This is a genomic window from Deinococcus aetherius, from assembly GCF_025997855.1.
Taxonomy (GTDB): domain Bacteria; phylum Deinococcota; class Deinococci; order Deinococcales; family Deinococcaceae; genus Deinococcus; species Deinococcus aetherius.
In genome coordinates this window covers 110,001-133,417 of sequence record NZ_AP026563.1, presented here as the reverse complement: position 1 = coordinate 133,417, position 23,417 = coordinate 110,001, and the positions used below count along the sequence as shown (strand labels likewise).

Annotated in this window: 27 protein-coding genes (1 of these 27 only partly in view); 17 read left to right on the top strand and 10 right to left on the bottom strand. The window is 71.5% G+C overall.

Annotated elements, in window-relative coordinates; translation table 11 throughout:
* Positions 1-14: 14 nt before the first annotated feature.
* The 5 genes from DAETH_RS23010 (at position 15) to DAETH_RS22990 (ending at position 5,332) form a co-directional block, all read left to right on the top strand.
* The gene (locus tag DAETH_RS23010) at positions 15-581 is read left to right on the top strand and encodes a hypothetical protein (RefSeq protein WP_264778863.1); all 567 of its coding nucleotides are present in this window, start codon (positions 15-17) and stop codon (positions 579-581) included.
* A gap of 5 nt (positions 582-586) precedes the next feature.
* On the top strand, positions 587-1,261 hold the full coding sequence (locus DAETH_RS23005) for an ABC transporter ATP-binding protein (RefSeq protein WP_264778862.1): 675 nt from the start codon (positions 587-589) through the stop codon (positions 1,259-1,261).
* A gap of 10 nt (positions 1,262-1,271) precedes the next feature.
* Positions 1,272-2,021: an ABC transporter ATP-binding protein gene (locus DAETH_RS23000; protein WP_264778861.1), complete on the top strand. Its 750-nt coding sequence runs from the start codon at positions 1,272-1,274 to the stop codon at positions 2,019-2,021.
* A complete protein-coding gene (locus tag DAETH_RS22995) occupies positions 2,018-4,654 on the top strand; it encodes an FtsX-like permease family protein (RefSeq protein WP_264778860.1) in 2,637 nt (878 codons plus the stop codon). Before DAETH_RS23000 ends, DAETH_RS22995 begins: the two co-directional genes overlap by 4 nt.
* 84 nt (positions 4,655-4,738) lie before the next feature.
* Positions 4,739-5,332: a DedA family protein gene (locus DAETH_RS22990; RefSeq protein WP_264778859.1), complete on the top strand. Its 594-nt coding sequence runs from the start codon at positions 4,739-4,741 to the stop codon at positions 5,330-5,332.
* Between the two features lie 114 nt (positions 5,333-5,446).
* On the opposite strand, the gene DAETH_RS22985 is transcribed toward DAETH_RS22990, so the two are convergent.
* The 5 genes from DAETH_RS22985 to DAETH_RS22965 all read right to left on the bottom strand — a co-directional run bounded on the left by DAETH_RS22985 (position 5,447) and on the right by DAETH_RS22965 (position 7,320).
* Positions 5,447-5,653 (bottom strand): hypothetical protein, encoded by a 207-nt coding sequence (locus tag DAETH_RS22985; protein ID WP_264778858.1) that lies wholly within the window; start codon positions 5,651-5,653, stop codon positions 5,447-5,449.
* A 328-nt stretch (positions 5,654-5,981) separates the two neighbouring features.
* Positions 5,982-6,521 carry a hypothetical protein gene (locus DAETH_RS22980; protein ID WP_264778857.1) on the bottom strand — a complete coding sequence of 180 codons (540 nt, stop codon included), beginning with the start codon at positions 6,519-6,521 and terminating at the stop codon, positions 5,982-5,984.
* Between the two features lie 23 nt (positions 6,522-6,544).
* Positions 6,545-6,847 carry a phosphatase domain-containing protein gene (locus DAETH_RS22975; protein WP_264778891.1) on the bottom strand — a complete coding sequence of 101 codons (303 nt, stop codon included), beginning with the start codon at positions 6,845-6,847 and terminating at the stop codon, positions 6,545-6,547.
* A 20-nt stretch (positions 6,848-6,867) separates the two neighbouring features.
* On the bottom strand, positions 6,868-7,020 hold the full coding sequence (locus DAETH_RS22970) for a hypothetical protein (protein WP_264778900.1): 153 nt from the start codon (positions 7,018-7,020) through the stop codon (positions 6,868-6,870).
* Positions 7,021-7,098: 78 nt separating this feature from the next.
* Positions 7,099-7,320 carry a hypothetical protein gene (locus DAETH_RS22965; RefSeq protein ID WP_264778856.1) on the bottom strand — a complete coding sequence of 74 codons (222 nt, stop codon included), beginning with the start codon at positions 7,318-7,320 and terminating at the stop codon, positions 7,099-7,101.
* Positions 7,321-7,511: 191 nt separating this feature from the next.
* Here DAETH_RS22965 and DAETH_RS22960 point away from each other — a divergent pair, with 191 nt between their 5' ends.
* The 11 genes from DAETH_RS22960 (at position 7,512) to DAETH_RS22910 (ending at position 18,050) form a co-directional block, all read left to right on the top strand.
* Positions 7,512-8,789, top strand: coding sequence for an NRAMP family divalent metal transporter (locus tag DAETH_RS22960; RefSeq protein ID WP_264778855.1), 1,278 nt, complete (start codon positions 7,512-7,514; stop codon positions 8,787-8,789).
* Between the two features lie 93 nt (positions 8,790-8,882).
* Complete coding sequence (locus DAETH_RS22955) at positions 8,883-9,551, top strand: phosphatase PAP2 family protein (protein ID WP_264778854.1); 669 nt, start codon at positions 8,883-8,885, stop codon at positions 9,549-9,551.
* The gene (locus DAETH_RS22950) at positions 9,548-10,069 is read left to right on the top strand and encodes a winged helix-turn-helix domain-containing protein (protein WP_264778853.1); all 522 of its coding nucleotides are present in this window, start codon (positions 9,548-9,550) and stop codon (positions 10,067-10,069) included. The genes DAETH_RS22955 and DAETH_RS22950 overlap by 4 nt, the downstream gene beginning before the upstream one ends.
* Positions 10,070-10,211: 142 nt before the next feature.
* Positions 10,212-10,883 (top strand): hypothetical protein, encoded by a 672-nt coding sequence (locus DAETH_RS22945; RefSeq protein WP_264778852.1) that lies wholly within the window; start codon positions 10,212-10,214, stop codon positions 10,881-10,883.
* Positions 10,884-10,887: 4 nt separating this feature from the next.
* Positions 10,888-11,874, top strand: coding sequence for a PIG-L deacetylase family protein (locus DAETH_RS22940; protein WP_264778851.1), 987 nt, complete (start codon positions 10,888-10,890; stop codon positions 11,872-11,874).
* Positions 11,875-11,953: 79 nt separating this feature from the next.
* The gene (locus tag DAETH_RS22935) at positions 11,954-14,401 is read left to right on the top strand and encodes a molybdopterin oxidoreductase family protein (protein WP_264778850.1); all 2,448 of its coding nucleotides are present in this window, start codon (positions 11,954-11,956) and stop codon (positions 14,399-14,401) included.
* A gap of 1 nt (position 14,402) precedes the next feature.
* Complete coding sequence (locus DAETH_RS22930; protein ID WP_264778849.1) at positions 14,403-14,858, top strand: hypothetical protein; 456 nt, start codon at positions 14,403-14,405, stop codon at positions 14,856-14,858.
* A gap of 57 nt (positions 14,859-14,915) precedes the next feature.
* Complete coding sequence (locus DAETH_RS22925) at positions 14,916-15,062, top strand: hypothetical protein (protein WP_264778848.1); 147 nt, start codon at positions 14,916-14,918, stop codon at positions 15,060-15,062.
* Entirely contained in the window at positions 15,059-16,387 is a 1,329-nt protein-coding gene (locus tag DAETH_RS22920; RefSeq protein WP_264778847.1) for a family 1 glycosylhydrolase, read from the top strand. The genes DAETH_RS22925 and DAETH_RS22920 overlap by 4 nt, the downstream gene beginning before the upstream one ends.
* Entirely contained in the window at positions 16,384-17,124 is a 741-nt protein-coding gene (locus tag DAETH_RS22915) for an SDR family NAD(P)-dependent oxidoreductase (RefSeq protein ID WP_264778846.1), read from the top strand. Before DAETH_RS22920 ends, DAETH_RS22915 begins: the two co-directional genes overlap by 4 nt.
* Before the next feature lie 92 nt (positions 17,125-17,216).
* Positions 17,217-18,050 (top strand): MIP/aquaporin family protein, encoded by an 834-nt coding sequence (locus tag DAETH_RS22910; protein ID WP_264778845.1) that lies wholly within the window; start codon positions 17,217-17,219, stop codon positions 18,048-18,050.
* A 215-nt stretch (positions 18,051-18,265) separates the two neighbouring features.
* On the opposite strand, the gene DAETH_RS22905 is transcribed toward DAETH_RS22910, so the two are convergent.
* Positions 18,266-19,003, bottom strand: a complete 738-nt coding sequence (locus DAETH_RS22905) for an alpha/beta hydrolase family protein (RefSeq protein ID WP_264778844.1) — start codon at positions 19,001-19,003, stop codon at positions 18,266-18,268.
* A 323-nt stretch (positions 19,004-19,326) separates the two neighbouring features.
* Positions 19,327-20,361 carry a S8 family serine peptidase gene (locus DAETH_RS22900; protein ID WP_264778843.1) on the bottom strand — a complete coding sequence of 345 codons (1,035 nt, stop codon included), beginning with the start codon at positions 20,359-20,361 and terminating at the stop codon, positions 19,327-19,329.
* A gap of 333 nt (positions 20,362-20,694) precedes the next feature.
* On the opposite strand from DAETH_RS22900, the gene DAETH_RS22895 reads away from it, so the two are divergent.
* Positions 20,695-20,955, top strand: coding sequence for a hypothetical protein (locus DAETH_RS22895; RefSeq protein ID WP_264778842.1), 261 nt, complete (start codon positions 20,695-20,697; stop codon positions 20,953-20,955).
* Here the strand turns inward: DAETH_RS22895 and DAETH_RS22890 are convergent.
* The 3 genes in view from DAETH_RS22890 to DAETH_RS22880 are tightly spaced (each overlapping or abutting the next) and all read right to left on the bottom strand, a layout consistent with a single transcriptional unit that may run on beyond the window.
* Positions 20,909-22,159, bottom strand: coding sequence for an MFS transporter (locus tag DAETH_RS22890; RefSeq protein WP_264778841.1), 1,251 nt, complete (start codon positions 22,157-22,159; stop codon positions 20,909-20,911). The two genes, DAETH_RS22895 and DAETH_RS22890, sit on opposite strands and share 47 nt — an antisense overlap.
* Positions 22,090-23,100 (bottom strand): arsenic resistance N-acetyltransferase ArsN2, encoded by a 1,011-nt coding sequence (gene arsN2 / locus DAETH_RS22885; RefSeq protein ID WP_264778840.1) that lies wholly within the window; start codon positions 23,098-23,100, stop codon positions 22,090-22,092. The genes DAETH_RS22890 and arsN2 overlap by 70 nt, the downstream gene beginning before the upstream one ends.
* On the bottom strand, positions 23,094-23,417 hold the 3' portion of the coding sequence (locus tag DAETH_RS22880; protein ID WP_264778839.1) for a MarR family winged helix-turn-helix transcriptional regulator. The gene runs 156 nt beyond the window's last position; only the last 324 of its 480 coding nucleotides appear in the window; the start codon falls outside the window, past its right edge; its stop codon occupies positions 23,094-23,096. Before DAETH_RS22880 ends, arsN2 begins: the two co-directional genes overlap by 7 nt.

Genomic DNA, 23,417 nt, shown 5'->3' with positions numbered 1-23,417 from the left:
ACTACGGTCGGGGCATGAACAAGAACAAAGGTCTGGTGCGGCCCGCAGCGACGTTCGCCCTTCTCACCCTGGTCCCCGGCGCCCTCGCGCAGACGCAGGTGGCCCCCGAAACTCACCCGGTGGGCGACATCCCCGACTCGCAGGCTTTCGTGCGTTACGTCAGCGCGCCGGGAGGCTACAGCCTGGAAATCCCGGAAGGCTGGGCCCGCCGCGAGCAGGGCGGCACGGTGAGCTTCACCTCCAAGTACGGCACCGTCGAGCTGACGGCCCGCCAGGCGGCGCGGACCCCGGGGGTCGCGGCGGTCCGGGCGGGCGACCTCGCCGCGCTGGCCCGGACGGACCCCAGCGTGAAGGTCACCCTGGTCAAGGCGGCGCCGTTGCCCGCCGGGAACGCCGTCCTGGCGCGCTTCACCTCCACCTCCGCCCCGAACGCGGTTACGGGACGGCGCGCGGTGCTGGACAACGACCTGTACGTGCTCACCAGAAACGGGCGCGAGGTCGTCCTGCGGATGAGTGCCCCCAGGGGGGCGGACAACGTGGACGCCTGGAACCGGGTCGCGCGTTCGTTCGTGTGGCGGTGAGGGCCGTGTCCATTCTGGAGGCCGTGGACCTGTACCGCTTCTACCACGTCGCGGACGAGGAGGTGCGCGCCCTGCGCGGGGTCAGCCTGGACCTGGCGCCGGGGGAACTGGTCGCCTTGCTGGGCGCCTCCGGCAGCGGCAAGAGCACCCTGCTCTCTTGCCTGGCCGGGCTGGACGACCCGGACGGCGGCGCGGTGACGGTGGCGGGCGAGCGGCTGACCCGGCGGCCCGAGGCGCAACGGGCGGGGGTGCGGGCGCGGCACCTGGGCGTGATGTTGCAGGGCGGGAATCTGCTCGCGCACCTGAACGTGCTCGACAACGTGACCCTGACCGGGCAGCTGCTCGGTCAGCCCGACGAGGCCCGTGCGCTGGACCTGCTGGGGCAGCTCGGGTTGGACCACCGGCGGCATGCCTTCCCAGCGCAGCTCTCTGGGGGGGAGGTCGCGCGCGTCTCGCTCGCGGCGGCCCTGGCGCACCGCCCCGCCGCGCTGCTGGCCGACGAGCCGACCGCCGAGGTGGACGCGGCGACCGAGGAACGGGTGATCGGCGTGATTGAGGCGTTCGTGCGGGGGGAAGGGCGCGGCGGACGCGGCGCCGTGATCGCCACCCACAGTCCCCGGCTGGCCGCCCGGGCGGGCCGCGTGCTGCGGCTGAAAGACGGGAGGTGGCAGGATGCCTGAATCAAGGAGGGTGGACGTCTCACCCCGGCGGCTGACCCCCGGGCCCGTTCCCCCACGCGCGTCGTTCCGGCCGGTGGACGCGGCGGCCACTCCGCTGGCCGAGGCGCGCGGGGTCAGCCGGACCTTTACCGTCGGCGGGCAGGAGGTCACCGCCCTGCGGGAGACGACGCTCCGGGTGCGCCCCGGCGACCGGATCGCGCTGCTGGGCCCGTCCGGCAGCGGCAAGAGCACCCTGCTGCACCTGCTGGGCGGGCTGGACACGCCGACCACGGGGACGGTGAGCTGGCCCACGCTGGGTGAGGCGGGCAGCCTGCGGCCCGGCAAGGTCGCCTTCGTCTTCCAGGCGCAGAGCCTGATGCCGCCCCTGACTGCGCTGGAGAACGTGGCGCTCCCGCTGCTGCTGGTCGGTGAAACCCCCGAGGCAGCCACGAGGGAAGCCCGGCGGGCCCTGGACACCCTGGAATTGCTGGCGCTCGCCGATCAGCTGCCCGAGGAACTCTCCGGCGGTCAGGCCCAGCGGGTGGCGGTCGCGCGGGCGCTCGTCACCCGGCCCCGGCTGGTCCTGGCCGACGAGCCCACCGGGCAACTTGACTCCGTCACCGCCGCGCACCTGATGGACGTGCTGCTCTCGGCGCTCGAACCCGGGGCGGCGCTGGTGATGGCCACCCACGACGAGGCCGTGGCGCGGCGCCTCGACACCCTCTGGCGCATGGAGGGCGGCAGGCTTCTGAGCCGGGCCACCAAGGAGGGAACCTCATGACCAGCCTGTGGTTGCGCGGTTTGATGGCGCGCCGTCCCCTGCGCCTGTGGGGGAGCGCGCTGGGGGTCGGTCTGACCGTCGCCTTCCTGGCCTTCCTGCTGTCGTTCATCGCGGCGGGCACGGCCAACATGACCCGCCGGGCCGTGGCCTCGGTCCCGGTGGACTGGCAGGTGCTGCTGGGGCAGAACACCGGCCGCGCCCAGGCCGAGGCGGCCATCCGCGCCGCCAGCCCGGTCCGGACCCTTGCGGCGGTCGGGTACGCGGACGTGCCCGGCTTCACGGCCCACACGGGCGGCACCGTCCAGACCACCGGGGCGGGCAAGGTGCTGGGGTTGCCGCCGGGCTACCGCGCCGCCTTCCCCGCCGAGCTGCGTCCCCTGATCGGGTCGCCGGACGGCGTGGTGCTATCGCAGCAGACGGCGGCGAACCTGCACGCCGCCGTGGGCGACACGGTGACCATCGGACGCTACGGGGCCGCCCCGGTGGGGCTGCGGGTCGCCGGGATCGCCGACCTGCCGCAGGCCGACTCGCTGTTCCAGGCGGTCGGGGCCCCCAAGGGCCTCGCCCCGCAGGCGCCGCCGGACAACGTGCTGCTGCTCCCCCGTGCCCGGTGGGACGCGCTGTTCGCTCCCCAGAAGGCCGCGCGGCCCGACACCGTGCGCGAGCAGCTCCACGTGCGGCTGGGCACCGCGCTCCCCAGCAACCCAGGCCGGGCCTTCGCGCAGGCCGGGACGCTCGCCAACAACGTCGAGGCGCGGCTCTCGGGCGGGGCCGTGGTCGGCAACAACCTGGCGGCCAAGCTGGACGGGGCACGGGAGGACGCCCTGTACGCGCAGGCGCTGTTCCTGTTCCTGGGGCTGCCGGGGGCCCTGCTCGCCGGGGCGCTGACCCTGAGCGTCGCGGGGGCGAGCGCCGGGCAGCGCCGGACCGAGGCGGCCCTGCTGCGGGTGCGGGGAGCGGGCGACCGCACCATCCTGCGGCTGGGAGCGGCGGAGGCCCTGCTGGTGGCGGGCGTCGGCACCGTGCTGGGCCTCCTGGCGTACGCGCTGCTCTCGCCCCTGGTCACGCCGGGCACGGCGGTGGGCCTCCCCCTGCTCGCGCTGCCCGTCCTGGCGGGGCTGATCCTCTCGCTGCTGGCCGTCCTGCTCCCCACCCTGGGGGCCGTCCGGTCGTCCACGGTCGCCGCCCAGCGGCAGGTCGTGGGCCGGGCCGGGACGCCGCTGTGGCAGCGCCTCTCCCTCGACCTGCTGCTGCTCGTCCTGGCCGGGGTGATGTTCTGGCGCAGCGCCGCCGGGGGCTACCAGCTCGTCCTGGCGCCGGAAGGCGTCCCCCAGGCGAGCATCCAGATCGAGGCCTTTGTCGCGCCGCTGGCCCTGTGGCTGGGCGGCACCCTGCTGGCGATGCGGCTGCTGGGCCTGCTGCTGCGGCGGGGCGCGCTGACCCGGCTGCTGCGGCCCCTGGCCGGGACCCTGGCGGGGACCGTCGCAGCGGCGCTGGGACGGCAACGCTCGCTCCTGACGCGCGGGGCGGCGCTCGTCGCGCTCGCCACCGCCTTCGCGGTCTCCACCTCGATCTTCAACGCGACCTACAACGACCAGGCGCGGGTGGACGCCGTGCTCACCAACGGGGCGGACGTGACCGTGACGGGCACCGCGAACGGCCCGGCCGGGCCACGGCTGGCCGCCCTGGGGGCCCTGCCGGGCGTGGCGGGCACCCAGCCGCTGATCCACCGCTTCGCCTACGTGGGGGCGGACCTCCAGGACATCTACGGCATCGACGCCGCGCACTTCACTCAGGTCAGCCGCCTGTCGAACACCTACTTCGGGGGGACGACGGCGCAGGGGGCACTGGCGAAGCTCCGGGCCCGCCCCGACGCCCTGTTCGTCTCGCAGGAGACGGTCAACGACTACCAGCTCTCGCTCGGGGACCGGCTGAACCTGCGGCTGCTGAACGCCCGCACCCATGGGTACGGGACCGTCCCCTTCACCTTCGTCGGCGTGGTGCGCGAGTTCCCCACCGCCCCCAAGGACTCCTTCCTGGTCGCCAACGCGAGCTACCTCGCCAAGGCGACCGGCAACCCGGTGGCCGAGGTGGCGCTCCTCAAGGTGAGCGGGTCCCCGCAGGCGGTGGTGGACGCTGCCCGCCAGGCGACCCGCGACCTGCCCGGCGTGACGGTCACGGACCTCGCCACGGTGCGCAGCCGGATCGCGTCGGGCCTCACGGCGGTCAACCTCGCGGGCCTGTCCCGTATCGAGCTGGCCTTCGCGGCCCTGCTGCTCGCGGGGGCGACCGGGCTGGTGCTGGCCCTCGGGCTGGCCGAGCGCCGCCGCACCTTCACGGTGCTGGGTGCCCTGGGCGCCACCCAGAAGCAGCTCGGCGCCTTCCTGTCGGGCGAGGCGCTGGTCGTCGTGGGACTCGGCGGGGTGTTCGGGGGCGTGATCGGCCTGGGGGTCGCGCAGACCCTGATCAAGCTGCTCCAGGGGGTCTTCGACCCGCCGCCCGAGGTGATGGTGCTGCCCTGGCCCTACCTGGTGGGCCTGCTGGCCGCCGCCGCGCTGAGCACCCTGGCCGCCCTGCGGCTGGCGCGGGCCGCCTCCAACCGGCGGGTGACCGAGGTGCTGCGGGCGGGCTGAGGGGCGGCTCTCCGGGGGGAGTGGCCTGAGCCGCTCCCCCCCTCGGTATACGCGTTCTTTACCTCGGCTCTCTAGGGTGGGGGCATGGTCGACCTTCCCCAGCTCCTGCTCAGCGTCTCCTACCTGGGCATCTTCGCCATCGTCTTCGCCGAGAGCGGGCTGCTGCTCGGCTTTTTCCTGCCCGGCGACAGCCTGCTGATCACGGCGGGCATCCTCGCCCAGCAGGGCAGCCTGCACCTGGCGGGCGTGATGCTCGCGGTGGCCCTGGGCGCGATCATCGGGGACAGCACCGGGTACCTCATCGGGCGCCGCTTCGGCCCGGCGGTGTTCAGCCGCCCGGACAGCCGCCTGTTTCGCCCCGAGTACGTGGAGCGCACCCAGGCGTTCTTCGAGCGCTACGGGGGGTTCTCGCTGATCCTGGCCCGCTTCGTGCCGGTGGTGCGCACCGTGGCGCCGACGCTCGCCGGGGTCGGAAGGATGTCCTACTCCCGGTTCCTGATCTACAACGTCGTGGGCGGGCTGCTGTGGGCGCTCAGCGTGCCCCTGCTCGGCTACTGGCTGGGCGGCCTGATCCCGCACCTCGACCGCTACATCCTGCTGGTGGTCGGTGTGGCCGTCGTCCTGAGCCTGATCCCGGTGGGGCTGGAGCTGCGCAAGCTGCGCGCGGGGCGGCAGTGAGCCGGGTGGGCCCAGCGCCCGTCTCCTGATCCGGGGTGGGCGCCACGCCTCTCAGGCCGTTCAGGCTGAGGGCCAGCGCCGCACCCTCACGCGCGCCGCCACTGGCCCCACCCGCTACTTGCCGAGTTTCCTGACCGCCTCCTCCGCCTCCTTCAGGCTGCCGAACTCCCCAGCCAGGTAGGCCCACTCGGCGCCCTCCGGTTTGGAAAGCTGGGCGTTCAGCTTCCAGAACTTGGGGTCGGTGTGCTTCTCCAGGTGAATCCGGTGGATGGCCGCGGCATTCACGTAGCTGCCGTCCTCCAGCTTGATGAACTTCGCCATGCCCCAGCTTAAGCGGCTCCCCCCGTGACGTCAGGAGGTGAGCAGGCTGAGCCCCAGCGAACAGCAGCGATGCGAAACCACTTCCTCCGCCTCCGGGAGCCAGGAGAAAACACCCTCTCCCGAACAGCGAGGGGGTGACACCCGCCGGGCATTGACCCTGTGCCCGGTTTTGGCTATGATGGCGCTGTCAGGGTATGCGCTGAACACGGGATGACCGTGTGCTCTGGCACCGCCCGAAGAGGGTCCCTACCCGAGAGTGGGATAACCAAGAGGATCAGTTCCAGTTCAACTTCAAAAGCGACGGCACACATCAGGTGTGCCGTCGCTTTTACCTTTGCACCTTGACCGGCCTGTTCATCTGGGTGTTGTAGAGCAGGAACTCGAACTTGACCGGCTTCGTCTTGGGCCGGTTTTCCAGCTTGTCGGCGTCCCGCGGAAAAGCACTCTCCACGATCAGCCTGAGCTGCCTGCTGCCCTGCTCCTTGTAGGGTTTGAAGTACACCTCGTACTCCACCGTCTCACCCTCCCGCGACGTCACCTCGATGGTGAAGTAGTTGCCGTGTCCGGTGTGAAAGCATTTCCTGCCCATCAGGTCCCGGACCAGGGCGGGCAGTTGCCGCGACAGCTCGTAGCGCAGGGCGTCGAAGCTGCGGTAGTCGCAGTTAGTGACGTGACAGTATTCGAGCGCGGGGTCGTCTCCAGGCTTTTTCTTCTCCGTGAAGCAGTGGTGGCCGAAATGCACGAACACCCGGTACGTGACGGGGGGTTTGCCGTCCTGAGCGGGCTTGAGGTACTCGCAGGTGAAGCCGTCGAGGTGGCTGAGGTCATAGACCTGCTCCCGGTAGAGAAAGGGCGGCCATTTCGTCATTCCAGGGCAGGATAGTGTGCCTCTCAGGGAGCGGCGGGCAGGAATCCGAAGGGAACGCCCAGCGGCGTGAGCAGCCGCTCGACCTCCTGACGACGCGCCGGGGTGCCGACGTCCCGGATCAGGAGGCGTTCGGCCCGGCCCGGATGCTCCCGGACGAACCGAGCGTAGGTCTCCGGGTCGCGCTCCCCGCTGTCACCGATCAACGTGAACCGGGCGGTGGTGATCCGCGCCAGGGTGCCCAGCACGCGGCCCTTGTGCTCGGTGGCGCCCTTGCGGAAGAGGTCGCGCAGGAACAGCGGCCCCTCGGGAAGCCCGCGGACGTGCAGCAGGGTCCGCAGGGAGGCCGTCAGCCCGTCGGGACTGTTGCTGAGGGAGACGACCGGCCCGCGCGAACGTCCGGGAAGAGGGGCCGGGTCGTGCCGTTGGCCGTCAGGACGCTGCGCAGCGTCCTGCCCTGCGCCACTCCCGTGACGATCACCGTGTCGTCGAGGTCGGTCACCGTGCGGTGTGCCGCGCCCGGGAAGGCGGGCGGGGGAACCTACACGGGAGCGGCCCCCTGGACACGGACGGTGGTCGCTCACATCGTCCCGGCGGGCAGCAGGCGGGCGAGGTGGCGCAGCACGTTCAGCGCCACGGGGTCGCCCGGCGCGTCGGCACGCCCGGCAAACCCGTCGTCCTCGCTGACCCGGGCGCGGAGCTGCGCGGGATCGGGGGAGTCCAGAACCGTGAGGTGCGCCGCCTGGGCGGAACACAGGAGCAGGGCGGCCAGCAGGGGTCGGAACGTGAGGTGGTCGGGCACGGCTCGCCGTGAGCGGAGCAGGCCCGGGAGAGCGGGGCGCGTCGCCCCAGGGGCGGGGACACGGTGGCGAAGGGGGCCGGGTCTCGACCGGGGCAGCAGAGGCGCCCGCCGGTATACCGGCCCTTTACCCGGCGTCCCTAGTGTCGCGGCATGGACCGCCCAGCCACCTCGCTGCTCCAGGGGAAGCTCCCGTGAGCCGGACCGCACCCCGCCCCCGGACGGTTTCCTGGCGGCGCCTGCTCGGGCCCGGCCTGATCACCGGGGCGTCGGACGACGATCCCAGCGGCATCGCCACCTACTCGCAGGTCGGGGCGCAGTTCGGCTCCGGCCTGCTGTGGACGATGCTGTTCACCTTCCCGCTGATGGCCGCCACCCAGGAGATCAGCGCGCGCATCGGGCGGGTCACCGGGCGCGGGCTGGCGAGCAACCTGCGCGAGTTCGCCCCGGCCCCGCTGCTGTACGGCGTCACGGCCCTGCTGGTGGGGGCGAACGTCATCAACCTGGGGGCCGACCTGGGCGCGATGGGGGCGGCCCTGCGCCTCCTGATCGGCGGGCACGCCCACCTCTACACCGTGCTCCTCGCGCTGCTGTCGGTCGCGCTGCTGGTGTTCGTGCCGTACTCCCGCTATGTGCGGTGGCTGCGGTGGCTGACCCTCTCGCTCTTCACCTACGTCGCCACGGTGTTCGTGGTGCGGGTGCCGTGGGGCGAGGCGCTGCGGGCCACCCTCCTGCCCCACCTGAGCTGGAACGCGGCCAGCCTCCAGGCCCTGGTCGCGGTGCTCGGCACGACCATCAGCCCTTACCTCTTCTTCTGGCAGGCCTCGCAGGAGGTCGAGGAGGCGCGGGCCGAGCCCGGGGAGACGCGGCTGCGCCACCGCCCCGACCTCGCCCCCGCGCAGTTCCGGCGCATCCGGCTCGACACCCTGGTCGGCATGGGCTTCTCGAACCTGGTGGCCTACTTCATCATCCTGACGGCCGCCGTGACGCTCCACGCCTCGGGGCAAACCCACATCGCGACGGCGGCGCAGGCGGCGCAGGCCCTGCGACCCGTCGCGGGCCGCCTCGCCTTCGCCCTCTTCGCGCTCGGGATCGTCGGGACAGGCCTGCTCGCGGTGCCGGTGCTCGCGGGCTCGGCCGCCTTCGCGGTGGGCGAGGCGCTGCGCTGGCCCGTGGGCCTGGCCCGCAGGCCCCTGGAGGCCCGGGGCTTCTACCTCGTCCTGGGCGCCTCGGCCCTGCTCGGGGTGGGGCTGAACTTCACGCCGGTCGACCCCATCCGCGCGCTGTTTCTCGCGGCGGTCGTCAACGGGGTGGTGAGCGCCCCGGTGATGGCGGCGATGCTGCTGCTGGCGTCGAGCCGCCGGGTGATGGGGGAGTTCGTCCTGCCCCCCGGGCTGAAGGTCCTCGGCTGGATCGCCGCCCTGGTGATGCTCACGTCGAGCGTCCTGATGCTGGCGACCCTGGGCCGGTGACGTGGGGAGGACCGGTCGCCCGTGCACCCGCCCCAGTTCCCCCGTATACCGCCGCTATACCGTTCCTATACCGCCCTGCTCCATGCTGCCGCCATGACGGGTTCCCTGACCGACCTGGCGAGGCGCGCGCAGCCGGCCACCCTGCTGCGCCTGTTTCTCGGCATCCTGCTGCCCCTGACCGTGCTGGGCTTGATCGGCGAGGACGTGCTCGAGAAGGAGCGTTTCGCCTTCGAGACGCCCGCGATGCTCTGGCTGCACGGGCACGCGGGTGGGGCGCTGACCGGCCTCAGCGTCTTCATGAACTATTTCGGGGGCCCCTTGGTGATGGGCGTGGTGATCGTGCTGCTCCCGACCATCTTCTGGTTCACCCGCCACCGGCCCCAGGCGCTGTTCGCCCTGCTGGCCCTGGGCGGCGCGGCGGGCGTCCAGGCCATCATGAAGCGCATCTTCCAGCGGCCCCGGCCCGAGCTGTGGCCGCGGCTGGTGACGGAGACGGGCGCCTCGTTTCCGAGCGGGCACAGCACCGTCGCGGCGGCGCTCGCCGTCCTGGTGGTGCTCCTGCTGTGGCCCACCCGCCTGCGCTGGCCGGCCCTGGTGCTGGGCGCGGGCTATTACGCCCTGATGGCCCTCTCCCGGGTGGTGCTGGGCGTGCACTACCCCACCGACGTGCTGGCCGGCGGCCTGACCTCGCTGGTGTGGGTGCTGGGCACGTACCAGATTCTGCGCGGACGGCTTCTGCCGCAGCACGCGGGCCGCGCATGAAGCCTCCGGAGATCGAGGACGAGGCCCGGATCAGCGGCGCGTTCCCGGGCAGGTCGGCCACCGGCCGCGGGCTGGACCTGTGGACGGAGGGGGGCCACACGCCCTCCCTCCCGGCACGCGACAGGACTGAACACTGGAACGGCGCCCCGGAAGTGGGGGGTTGCTCCGGTCCGGTCCAGTCTTCCGTCTTCCAGGAACAGTCCTCCCCGGCGGACCGGCGGTCCCAGACGTGGCGGCTGCCGGGCGGGTTCGTGCTCGATCCGGGGAGCAGGGGGCTGTCCCGTGACGGCGTCCGGTCGGCGCTGACCCACCGGGAATTCGCCCTGCTCGAACTGCTGGCGAGCCAACCCGGTCGCGTCTTCACCCGGACGGAGATCATCGCGGGCGTCTGGGCCGGGAAGGCCCGGGTTCAGCCCAGGGTGATCGACGTGCACGTTCGCGCCATCCGCCGCAAGACCGGGCCGCAGGTCATCGAGACGTCCCGCTGCGCCGGGTACCGGCTGGGGGCGGTCACGTGAGGTTCGGGCGGTCACGTCCGGGAGGCTGGGGCCGACTCCCGCGGGTGCGCGAACGGACTGGTGCCGCGCGGGGTGCCGGGCGAGCAGCGGGGTGGACCCCGGGGGCCGGCCCACCTCGCCGGCGCCGACCTGCGGAGCGCGCGTGACTGCTGCTCCTGCCCCCGAGTCGCTGTGGCCGGCCAGGATCGCCATCCTGACCGTGCTGGGGCTGAACCTGCTGCTGGGCGAGCACCTCACGCCCGGGCCCAACTGGCTCCTCCCGGCGGTCGAGACGCTGTTGTTGCTGCCGCTGAGCGTCCTGCGGGGCCGCCAGCGCCGCCACCTGCGGCTGCACGGGCAGGCGAACCTGGCGCTGAGCCGGGTGACCCGACCGCTCGCGCTGGGCCTGACGGGGCTGCTGCACCTCGCCAACCTGGCGTCGCTGGGCCTGCTGGTGGGGGACCTGCTGGGGGGCAGCGGCGCGACGGGCCGGGCGCTGCTCGCAGATGCGCTGAACCTCTGGGTCACGAACGTGCTCGTCTTCTCGCTGTGGTACTGGGAACTCGACCGGGGCGGCGCCCTGCGCAGAACCCGCCCGGGGACCTACCCGGACTTCCTCTTTCCCCAGGCTGGGGCGGCGGGCCTGGCCCCCGAGGGGTGGCGGCCCGAGTACGTCGACTACCTGTTCGTGGCGTTCACGAACGCCGCCGCCTTCAGCCCCACCGACACCCTCCCGCTCACGCGGCGTGCCAAGCTGCTGATGACGTTCCAGGCCGTCACGTCGATGCTGACCGTGGTCCTGGTCGCCAGCCGCGCCGTGAACATCCTGAGGTGACCCCATGCGCAGACGGCACGTCCTGATCACCACGGCGGTTCTCGGCGCGGCTGGCCTCGCGGCCTGGATCAACCTGCCCGCCGTGGGGCGGGTGTTCGACGCGGGGGCGGACCGGATCGCGGCCCTGCCGCCCACGGCCCCCTTCCGCCCCGGCCAGCGGGTGCTGGTCCTCTCGCCGCACCCGGACGACGAGACGCTGTGCTGCGCGGGGCTGATCCAGCAGGCCCGGGCGGCCGGGGCACGGGTGTTCGTGGCCTGGGCGACCGCCGGGGACGGGTTCGAGCTGGACGCGGTGCTGACCCGGCGCGTGGCCGACCCCAGCCCCCAGGACATGCGCGCCCTGGGGGACACCCGGACCGCCGAGGCGCGGCGGGCCGTGGCGCTGCTGGGCGTGCCCCCGGAACGGACCTTCATGCTCGGGTATCCGGACGGCGGGCTCTTCCGGCTCTTCACCACCCATTACGCGGAGCCCTACACCGCGCCGCGCACCGGGTCGGGGGCCGTGTACGTGCAGGGGGCCCTGACGCCCGGCGCGCCGTACACCGGGCGGGCGCTGGAGGCCGACTTGACGCGGGTGCTGGGCCGGGTACGGCCCGACCTGGTGCTCGCCCCCGCCCCGCAGGACTTCCACACCGACCACCGCACCCTCTCCTACCTGGCCATGCGGCTGTTGAGTGCGCGGGGCCAGGAGGCGAGGCTGCGGTACTGGGTGGTCCACGGCGGCCTGGAGTGGCCGCTGCCCAAGGGCCTGCACGCGGGGCTGCCGCTCACCTTGCCGCCCCTGGCGAAGACCTTGCCGTGGGCCCGGGCGGACCTGACCCCCGCCCAGGTCGCGCGCAAGCGGGCGGCGGTGGACGCCTACCGCACCCAGACGCGGGTGATGGGGCGTTTCATGCACGCCTTCGTGCGGCAGAACGAACTGCTCAGTGCGGACCCGCTGCCGGAGGAGAGGGGGGCAGATGGTCTGGAGGTGAGTCCGACTTCAAGGTAGGGAAGCGCAGAGCAGAGACCGCCGACTTTTCTCCCCGGCATGCGGGAACAAGCGAATCAAGAAGTCAGGAGGCGTGGCGATGACGAGTGAAACGCGGGACAGCATCAACGACATCTGGGGGGAACGCACACCGCACGGGGCCGGGCAGGAGTGGCCCGCGCGGGTGGACGAGCGAGTTTCGGAAACGCCTGAGCGCTGGGTCCGGGGGGCGTGCGTGCTGTGCTCCAACGGCTGCGGCCTCGACATCGGCGTGAAGGACGGCCGGATCGTGGGCGTCCGCGGCCTCGTGTCCGACGCGACCAACAAGGGGCGCCTGGGACCGAAGGGCCTGCACGGCTGGGAGGCGAACAACAGCGGGGACCGGCTGGTCAGACCCATGATCCGCAGGGATGGGCAGTTGCGGGAGGCGAGCTGGGACGAGGCAATGGACCTGATCGTGCAGAAGTCGCAGGAGATCGCCCTGCAGCACACCAGCGGCGCCCTGGGCTTCTACACGTCCGGGCAGCTCTTCTTGGAGGAGTACTACACCCTGGCCGTGATCGGCAAGGCGGGGCTGGGGACGCCGCACATGGACGGCAACACCCGGCTGTGCACCGCGACCGCCGCCGCCGCCCTCAAGGAGTCGTTCGGCTCGGACGGTCAGCCCGGCAGCTACGAGGACCTCGACGTGACCGACTGCGTCCTGCACGTCGGGCACAACGTCGCCTCGCAGCAGACGGTCCTGTGGATGCGCGTTCTCGACCGTCTCGCCGGGTCGAATCCGCCCAGGGTCATCGTGATCGACCCCCGGCGCACCTTCACTGCCGAAAAGGCCACCGTCCACCTCGCGCCGAAGGTCGGCACGAACGTCGCCGTGCTCAACGGGCTGCTGCACCTGATCATCCAGGCGGGCAAGACCGACCCGGCCTTTCTGCAAGCACACACGGTCGGGTACGATGACCTGAAAAGGGTCGTCGAGAAGTACACGCCCGAGTACGTCGAGGAACTGTCGGGTGTCCCTACCGCCGACCTGCGCGCCGCCGGGGAGATTCTGGCGAATACGAAGACACTCGTGTCCACCGTCTTGCAAGGCGTGTACCAGTCGATGCAGGCGACCGCGGCCGCCGTGCAGGTGAACAACATCCACCTGATCCGGGGATTGATCGGCAAACCCGGCAGCGGCATCCTCCAGATGAACGGGCAACCCACCGCGCAAAACACGCGGGAGACCGGCGCGGACGGCGACCTGCCGGGCTTTCGCAACTGGGGCAACCCCGAGCACATCGGGCAACTGGCGAAGCTCTGGAACGTCCCCTTCAACAAGATTCCGCACTGGAGCCCGCCGACGCACGCCATGCAGATCTGGCGCTACTGCGAGCAGGGCAGCATCAAAATGCTGTGGATTCAGGCGACGAACCCGGCCGTGTCCCTGCCGGACCTCGGGCGCATCCGCCGAATCCTTCAGCAGGAAGACCTGTTCGTGGTCGTGCAGGACGCTTTTCTCACCGAGACCGCCCGCTATGCGGACGTGGTGCTCCCCGCCGCGATCTGGGGCGAGAAGACCGGCACCTTTACCAATGTCAGCCGCACCGTGCATATCTCATGCCAGGCTATCGAGCCTCCCGGCGAGGCGAAGAGCGACCTCGACATCTTCCTCGACTACGCACGGCGCATGGACTTCCGCGATCAGGACGGAGGGCCCCTGATCAGGTGGCACGACGCCGAGAGCGCCTTCGAGGCCTGGAAGGAATGCACGCGCGGGCGGCCCTGCGACTACACCGGCCTGACCTACGGGAAGCTCCTGGCGGGCAGCGGCATTCCCTGGCCGGTCAACGAGGGGCACCCGGACGGCACCGTGCGGCTGTACACCGACTTCGTGTTTCCCACCCATGCGGACTACGCCGAAACCTATGGGCAGGACTTCGACACGGGCGCGAGCGTCACCCCGGAGGAGTACAAGGCCAACGATCCGCAGGGCCGGGCGATGATCAAGGCGACCGACTACCGTGAGCCGCACGAGGTGCCCGACGAGGACTATCCGCTGTGGCTCACGACCGGGCGGCAGGTCTACCACTTCCACACGAGGACGAAGACGGGCCGGTCGAAGGAGCTGCGGGAAGCGGCCCCCGACGCCTTTGTGCAGCTCTCCCCCGAGGACGCCGCGCGGTACGGCATCGAGCAGGACGACTGGATTCTGGTGGAGTCCCGGCGCGGCCTCGTGATCGAGCGCGCCTTGATCGGCAACATCGAGCCGGGGCTGGTCTTCATCCCCTGGCATTACGGCTCCTGGGACGACCCCAGCCGCCCGCGCGCCGCCAACGAACTGACCCTCACGGAGTGGGACCCGGTGAGCAAGCAGCCGCACTACAAGTACGCCGCCGTCAGGGTCAGCAAGTACGACGCTAAGGATGCGCTCCCGACCCCCGGACTGTTGGGTCGCGCGGTGGAGGCGGTGCGGCACCTGGTGTCGGGGGAGAAGGAGCGCGCCTCTTTCGCCTCCGAGTCCGGGGTCCCGCAGCCGAAGACCACGCAAAGGGTGGATGGTTGACATGCACGTCGGAAACTACCTGGGCCTGGTCCACGGGAGCGAGCAGCACCTGGTGGACGCCCTGAAGAAAGTCGCCGAACACCACGGGGACGAGCCGGACATCGAGGAGACGTGCCGGCTCCTCGCCTCGTGGTCCGAAAAGCACCTTGAACATCTGGGGCCCCTGGTACAGAAGTACGGGGAGAGCAAGAGCCCTGAACCCGCCAACATGGAAAAAGCGCTGTTCCACGGGCCGCGCCGTGGCAGCCTGGCGCTGCTGCGCGACCTGCACGATCTGTGGCTGCTGGCGAACGAGGTGCAGCTCTGCTGGACCGTGCTGGAACAAGCCGCTCAAGCGCTGCGCGACGATGAACTGGAGCGGGTCTGCATGGAGTGCGGCCGGGAAACCAAGCGCCAGATCGCCTTCTTTCTGACGCGCATCAAGCAGGCCGCGCCGCAAGCCCTGGTGGTCGCCTGACCATGCCAGACCCGAATTCAGGAGGGCGAAGACTCCTCGGCCGAGGGTCCATCCCGGATGAGGCAGCGCTGGTCGGGGAAGAAAGAACCCGCCCAGATCGAGGAACGTTCCGTCACCGTGATGGCCGGGGTGTTGCTGATCGCGCTCCTCGGGGGAGTGCTGCGGCGTCTTCTCCTCAGACGGCAGGTGGGAGGTCCACCTTGATCTATTTCATGTTCGCGACCGGCATCGAGAACTCGTACCCCACCATCCAGGGCGGCCGGGTCCGTATGGACGAGATGGACAAGTGCCGCCACTACGAGTTCTGGAAGAAGGACTTCGACCTCGTGCGCGAACTCGGCACCCCGTACCTGCGCTACGGCCCACCCATCCATAAAACCTGGCTCGGCCCCGACCGCTACGACTGGACCTTCGCGGACGAGACCTACGCCGAGTTGCGGCGGCGAGACCTCACCCCGATCACCGACCTGTGCCACTTCGGGGTGCCGGACTGGATCGGTAACTTCCAGAACCCCGACTTCCCCGGGCAATTCGCCCGCTACGCCCGCGCGTTCGCCCTGCGTTACCCCTGGGTGCAGCTCTACACCCCCGTGAACGAGATGTACATCTGCGCCCTGTTCTCGGCCAAGTACGGCTGGTGGAACGAGCAGATGACCACGGACACCGCCTTCGTGACGGCCCTGAAGCACATCGTGAGGGCGAACGTGCTCGCCATGCAGGCCATCCTGGAGGTGCGCGCCGACGCCATCTTCATCCAGAGCGAGTCCACGGAATACTTCCACGCCGAGAATCCGTCCGCCATCCGCCCCGCCGAGATCATGAACGAGGTCCGCTTCCTGTCGCTCGATCTCAACTACGGGCACCGGGTCGGCTCGGAGATGTACGAGTACCTCATGGATCACGGCATGACGCGCGAGGAGTACCACTTCTTCCTGAACGAGACCCGCAAACACCACTGCATCATGGGCAACGACTACTACGTGACGAACGAGCATCTGGTACATCCGGACGGAAGGACCGAGTGGGCGGGCGAGGTCTACGGCTACTCGGTGATCACCAACCAGTACTACGCCCGCTACGGCCTGCCGGTGATGCACACCGAGACCAACCTCGCGCAGGGACCGCAGGGGGACGAGGCGGTGCGCTGGCTGCGCAAGGAGTGGGCGAACGTGCTGCGGGTGCGCAACGACGGCCTGCCCATCGTGGGCTTCACCTGGTACTCGCTGACCGACCAGGTGGACTGGGACAGCGCCCTGCGCGAGAACAACGGCACCGTCAATCCCCTGGGCCTCTACGACCTGGACCGCAACATCCGCCCGGTGGGGCAGGCGTACCGAGACCTGATCGCCCAGTGGCGCGATGTGCTGCCCACCCAGAGCGTCGTCCTCGCCCTGCCGGTCTTTCCGCCCAGCCAGCAGCAGGAACCCGTGCTGCGTCGGGTGGAGAGCGGCGCCCGGGAGCGCGAACGCCGTTCCCGCGCGGCGTCGACCAAGCTGATCGACCCCAACCTCGAAGGAGACGGAAAATGAGCCGGTTCGAGAACAAGACCGTCATCGTCACCGGGGCCGCGAGCGGCATCGGCCTCGCCACCGCCACCCATTTCGCGCAGGAGGGCGCCCGCGTCGTCATCGCCGACCTGCACGGCGACCAGGCGCAGCAGGCGGCGGAGGGGCTGAAGGCGCAGGGTGCCCCCGATGTCCTCGGCGTCGCCTGCGACGTGTCGAAACCCGATCAGGTGCAGGGCTGCGTGGGCCAGGCGCTCGGCAGGTTCGGCTCCCTCGACGTGATCGTGAACAACGCGGGCCTGATGACCTTCAAGCCCCTGACCGACCTCACCGTGGACGACTGGAACCGGGTGCTGGCGGTGGACCTGCTCGGGGCGTTCCTCTTCATCCAGCAGGGCTTCTTGCACATGAAGCCGGGCGGGAGCATCGTCAACGTCTCCAGCATCCACGCCCGCGAGACCGAGCCGCTGGTGGCCCCCTACGCGGCGGCGAAGGCGGCCCTCTTGTCCCTGACCCGCTCGGCGGCCATCGAGGGCAGACCGCGCGGCCTGCGGGTGAACGCGGTGCTGCCGGGCGCGGTGGACACCCCCATGCTGTGGGACAACCCCAACGTGAAAAGCGGCGTGGAGAAGATCAACCCCGCCGACGTGGGCAAGGCCCAGGACCTCGCGGCGGCCATCGCCTTTCTCGCCTCGGAGGACGCTGCCTTCATCCAGGGCACCGGGCTCGTCGTGGACGGCGGACGGCTCGACCACCTCTGAGGGAGGACGGCGGGGCCGGAAGGGCCCGAGGACTCCCCTTTCCAGGCCCGTGCAAGACACGTTACGAGTCCCCGCAGGGGAAGGGAGACAGGATGGACCCGGCCAAGCTCGCGGTCGCCGACCCGGCAAGAACGCCTGACGTGGCGCCTTCCCCCGACCGCCCGCTGCACGGGGCGCCCTTCCCGCCGGGCCGCTGGCACCCCCGGCTGTACCTCGCCGAACTCGTCGGCACGGCGCTGCTGGTGGGGGTGGGGCTGTCCATCGTGATCGTGATGTTCGGGACGGCCAGCCCGGTCGCCGCGTGGCTGCCGGGGGTGGGTGAACGGCGGTTTCTGACCGGCGCCCTCTTCGGGTCGGTGGGGGCGCTGCTCGCGCTGTCCCCGGTGGGCAAGGTCAGCGGGGCGCACCTCAACCCGGCGGTGACGCTGGCCTTCTGGCTGGAGGGCCAGCTCGCCGGGCGGGACGCGGCGTGGTACGTGCTCGCGCAGCTCGCGGGGGGTGTGCTCGGCGCGCTGCCTCTGCGTCTCTGGGGCGCGCTGGGACGCAGTGTGGAGTACGGGGTGACGGTGCCCGGGCCGGCCGTGTCCCCCGTCATGGCCGTGCTCGCCGAGGCGGGCGTGACGTTCGGGCTCGTGGAGCTGATCTTCGTGCTCGCCAGCCACGCGCGGACCTGTCACCTCACCCCCCTGGCGCTGCCCGCGCTGTTCAGCGTCCTCGTGCTGGTCGAGGCGCCGCTCACCGGGACCAGCGCCAACCCGGCGCGGAGTTTCGGGCCCGCCGTCGTCGCAGGCGTATGGCAGGCACAGTGGGTGTACTTCGTCGGGCCGTGCCTGGGCGCAGCGGTCGCCGTGGGCGTCCTGCGGCTGGAGCTGACCGGCCCCCGCCGCGTCCTCGCCGCGCGGCTCGCCCACTTTCACCTCCCCTGAGGGCCCCCTGCCAGGGGCGGACGAAGGGAAGAGTTCTTTCCGCCGTGCCCTCCTGGCCGTGAGGGTGAGCGGCATCGTCACCGCCCCGGTGGTGCGCACCGGGGGGTCCCCCGTGCATCCGGCGGAACCCCACGGGGCCACCGAGGGGGGCGGGGCCAGCCCACCGGCTGTCAGACGCGGGCCGGAGATTCAGGTGGGCCGCCCGCCCTGACGGATCAGGGGTGGGCCTTGAAGAACAAGGCGATCTGACGCCCGATGTCCGCGTTCATGTACCCCCGCGACAGATGCGGTCCCTGCACCTGGATCACCCGGACGTCGGCGCCCGCGGCGCGGGCCAGATGAGCCAGCCGCACCCCGTTGGCGGCGCTCCTCACCGCCGTGTCCTGCGGGCTGACGACGGTCAGGAGCGGCGTCCGGCGACCCCGGAAGGTGGCGAAGTCGTTCACGGGGTCGTGCCCCGCCAGGCTGACCGCGCCGTACGCCCGCCGGATGCTGGCCGCGCGCCTGGCTGAGGTGCGCACCGCGTCGCTCAGGTTGACCCGGCCCGCGACGAGGGCGGTGGCCCGGACCTTCACGCCCAGCGTCTGCCGGTAAGCCGTGAGGGTGGCGGGCAGACCGCCCATCGAGATGCCGAGGGTGTAGACCCGGCCGTCGCCCTGGAAATGTGGCTGCGCCGCCCGGTACACCCGGCGGATGTACGTCAGCGCGCCGGGGCTGCCCCAGGTCTCCCGACCGCCGTCGTTGCTCAGCAGCAGCACGTACCCCTGCGCGTCGACGGCGTCCACCAGGGTGTCGAAGGGCGGGTGGGTGATGCCGTCCAGCGCCTGCCCGCCCCGGCCGTGCGAGACGATCACCAGCGGGCAGCTCGCCTTCCGGCAACGCCCCGGCACGACGAGTTGGGCCGCCCCCTGGGGGTCGGGGACGGCCCGGGTGGCCCGTCCGTCCGCTTCCACCGTCCACCCTTTGGCTACGGTCAGGCTAAGCCGTGCCGGTCCGGGGCCGCTATCGGCCCGGGGAGACATGCAGGCTGTCAGGAGCGCGGCGAGCGTCAACAGGGTCAGGGAAAGGACCCGCCTCAAGGCCGCTCCTCGCGGCTTCAGGGACAAGGCGTTCGCGTGGGTGGGGCGCCGCATGGGGCTGACCGTACCCCACATGGGTCGAGTCGGGGGAGACCACGGACAGGACGGCCGCCCCGAGCGACGCAGCAACCCCACCCCCCTGACCGGAGCATCAGGTGCACCGCCGCCAGGGGTGAAGGTCACGACCAGCGACCTCGCTAGCGGCGAGAAGCCAACGAGGCCAGCCCGGGCCAGCTTCCGGCCGCCTGCACGGCGGCATTGACATCGAGGACGCCCGCGCCGCAGGAGTGCGCGTTCACCCGGTCGCACTGCCCTCCCGCGAACGGCTGGGCGGTCTGCTCCAGCAGGCGGGTCACGTCGGCCGGGCTGAGGGTGGGCCGCTCGGCGAGCAGCAGGCTGGCCGCGCCGGCGACCAGGGGCGCGGCGAAGCTGGTCCCGGTGAGTTCGGTCTCGCCGCCCCCCGGGCGCAGCACGTCGACCCGCTCCTGCGACGTGCCGCCCGGCGCTGCCAGGGCCACCGCCTTGCCCCAGTTGGAGTAGGGGGCGCGCCGTCCCCGGTCGTCGGTCGCGGCCACCGTGAGGACGCCCCGGCACCCCGCCGGGGTGTTGCGGGACGCCGGGACGCCGCGGTTGCCGGCGGAGGTTACGACGACGGTGCCGCGCGCCAGGACCTCGTCCACGGCGCGCTGCATGGCGGGCACACACCCGGCGTGCGGGCCCCGGTTCAGGGAGAACGACGCGTTGATGACGCGGGCGGGGAACGGGTTGCGGGGCACGCCCGGCACGTCCAGCCCAGCCGCCCAGCGCAGGCCGTCCACGGCGTCCCGCAGGGACACGGAGTTCACGCGCCCGATGACCCGCACGTGGACCAGCCGGGCCTGCGGGTTGACGCTGTGGACGACGCCGGCGACCGCGGTGCCGTGGTACCCCACCCCGCCCCTGGACGCGAGGGGGGTCGGGTCCCGGCCCGTGCCGTCCCCGGCGTTGTGAGGGTTGGTCACGAAGTCGTAGCCGTACCGCTGAACCCCGTCCAGCAGGGGCTGCTCCGACATCCCGGTGTCGAGGATGGCCACCGTCACGGGGTGAGCCGCCGCGAACGTCACCCCCGAGGCCGGGGGGAGGTGGACGTTGTTCAAGTTCCACGGCACCTCCGCCTGGTTGATCCCCCAGAGTCCCAGGGCAGCCGACACGGTGACGGTCAACCCGGCCCACCAGACACCCTTGCTCTTCATGCCTTCAGCCTCGCCCGAAAAGGTTGAGAACCGGTATAGCGTGCCGAACGGCGTGGAGTCCGACGGGCGCTGCGGCCCCCACCGGGAAGAACCGGGGTGCCGCGCCGAACCGATTTGATGAGGGTTCCGGAGGCGGCCCGGCAGAACATCTCGGCTGGGCCCGCTCCCGGGCGCTGCGAAGGTCCTTGCCCTGTGGAGAGGAGGTGCCGCCGCGGTCAGGCGCCCCAGCGGGTGCGGAACTCATCCCCATTCGCCCTACGCTCTCCCTCTCGTACGCCCGACCCTCCGCGCCTCCGCCCGGCCACCCTCACCGACCAGGACACCTTGGGCCGCGTGGCGTACCTGACCGGGGTGTTCGGCGGGAGCGCCGAACGCTCCTTCCCGGACCCGGCCCTCTTCGCCGACCTGTGGGTGCGGCCCTCCCTGGAAGGGGCGGGGTCTACCGGTCTCGTCGCGGAGGTCGGCGGCCAGGTGGTCGGCTACGTGCTGGGCGCAGCCGAGCAGAGCGTCTATAGCGGTCGCGCCAGCAGTGGCGCGAAGACCAACGCTAAGCCTGGGTCCAGCGTCCGCCCGCGCCCAGGCGACGGGCGGTGAGCAGGACTCCGGCCGCGGCCAGGGCGAACCCTGCCAGCAGCAGCAGGGACACGTGGGCGCTTCCGGTCCAGGTGAACAACATCCCCATCCCCAGCGGCGTGAATGCCTGCGCCAGGTTCACCGACCGCACCATCTGCCCGTTCGCCGCCCCAAAGGTCAGGGCCCCATACCGCCGCGCCAGCAACTCAGCCCGGGCCAGGGTCAGGGCCCCACTCGCCAGGCCGAACACCACGATGCCCACCACCATGAGCATCAGAGACGCCGGGAAATGCAGCAGCAGCGCCCCCATCGCCAGCCCGACGAAGAGCACCAGGGTCAGGGGCAGGGCGCCCAGCCGGGAGAGCAGCGGGACGAACAGCACCCGGCCTGGCAGGGCGGCCAGGCCCAGCAGGCCGGTGAGGGCCGCCGCGAGCCCGGGAGCGTACCCGGCAGCGAGCAGGAGCGGCGCGAGCTGCAAGCCCACCCCCACGGTCACGATGCGCGCGAGCGTGAAGGCCAACGTCAGCCGTGCGAAGGCGGGGTCCGGGCCAAAGGCCGGGCCAGGTGTCCCCGGTCTACCCCCTCCCACTGGGGGAAGGACCCGCCAGGCCAGCAGGCCCACGGCGGCCAGCAGCGCCGCGAGGGCAAGCAGCGCCGCACGCAGCGCCCCCACCGACAGCAGGGCGGTGGTGAGCGGCACGAAGATCGTGCTCGCCAGCCCCGCGACGAGCGTGATCGTCAGGGTGGCCCGGGTGCGCGCCGCACCGCTCACCTGTTGCCCCAGGACGGTGAAGGCCGCCTCGTAGAAGGTCAGGGCCATCGCCACGCCTGCGAGCAGCCAGCCCAGCACGAAGGCCGGGTAGCTGGAGGTGCAGGCCAGCAGCATGAACGCCAGTCCGCCCAGCACCGCTCCGCCGCCCACCAGCACCCGGCCACCGCGAGCGTCGAGGGCGCGGCCCACCGCCGGGGCGATCAAAGCGGTCACCAGCAGGGCCAGGGTGAAGGCCAGGCCTGTCTGAGTGCGCGTCCACCCCCGCTCGTGCTCGGCGGCGACCGCGAGGAGGGGCTGTGCGTAGTACAGGGCGCCGTAGCTAACCGTCGTGAGGACGGCCAGCGTCCACACCAGGGAACGCTGGCCGCGCGTGGACTCGGGCATCAGCCCAGGGAGATCAGGTCGGTCGTGGCCGGACCGCAGCACCCGCTCCCACTCGTAGGCGCGCAGCACGTCGCAGTCTCAGTCTCCACCGGCCCCGTTGTGACGGCAGGCTGCCCGCAGGCGTCAGAAGCCTTGCACTGCACGCCCGGCGTCCGCAGGTGAACGATCACCCGCTCCCCCTGGGGATCAACGTGCGTCACGTGGTACTGCATGGCAGGGGTCGCGCTGTTCCCGTACTCGAAGCGGACCTCGGCTTCACCGCGAACAGGCACGCTCTTTGCCACCTGGTCGTAGATGCCCAGGAACTTGCGGGTGGTCATGAACCCCTCTCCCGCCTCCCGCGCGCTGCCGTCCTTGAGCTGGATCACCGTCTCGCGCCAGGCGTCCGCCCGGCCGCCGCAATCCATCGCTTCAATCGTGACGGCCTTGACCTCGGTGACGTGATAGCCGGGACTGACCAACAGCTCGCCGTGGAGGTGGAATTCGAGGGGGAGCTGGGGCTGGGCGCGCAGGGCATCGAACAGCGCGGAGGTGGAGGTCTGGTCCGCGAGTCCGGGGATGGTCTGGGTCATGGCGTTCTCCTTGAGGGGCAGGCGCATCAGGGTGGCGGACCCCGGGCAGGCGTCTTGAAACTCGTGTGAGGCGAGCAGGGCGGCGGGGGCGACCGAGCGGGGCACCGTGACGAAGCCGAAGCGTGGGAAGTAGCCCTCGGCGGTGGTGGTGAGCAGGTAGACCGCCTCCACTTCCAGACGGCGGGCCTCGTCGAGCACTTCACCGACGAGCCGGGCGGCCACGCCCTGCCCACGTGCCCACGGCGCGACGGCCACCGAGCGCAGCAGGGCCACCTGGCCGTGCTGTTCCAGCCCAACGACCCCAAGCAGGGAGCCGCCCTTCTTGGCCACCCGCACTCCCTCCAGGTGCTCAGTGACACCAGCCACCGGCAGGCTCAGGGCCGTGAGCAGGGCCTCGATCCTGGGGAGATCGGTGGGCGTTGCTCCTCGGGTCAGCATCCGCAGCCCCCCTCCCCGTCGAGTTCGACCTGAAGCGCGGCGCTCAGGCGCGTCAGGAGTCGGAGGGTGGCGGCCCGGTCCTCTTCGGGCAGGCGGGCCAGCACCCGGGCGGATTGCTGGTTGAGTTGAGCGTCGAGGTCCTGCGCGGCCTGGTGTCCGGCGTCGGTGAGGCGCAGCAGCAGGGCGCGGCGGTCCCCCGGGTGTGGCGTCTTGACCAGCAAGCCCTGTTCCACCAAGTCGTCGGTACTGCGGCTGAGCCACGCCTTGTCGAGGTTCAGCGTGCCGGTCAGGGCGCGGAGCGTCTGGTCGCCCTCACG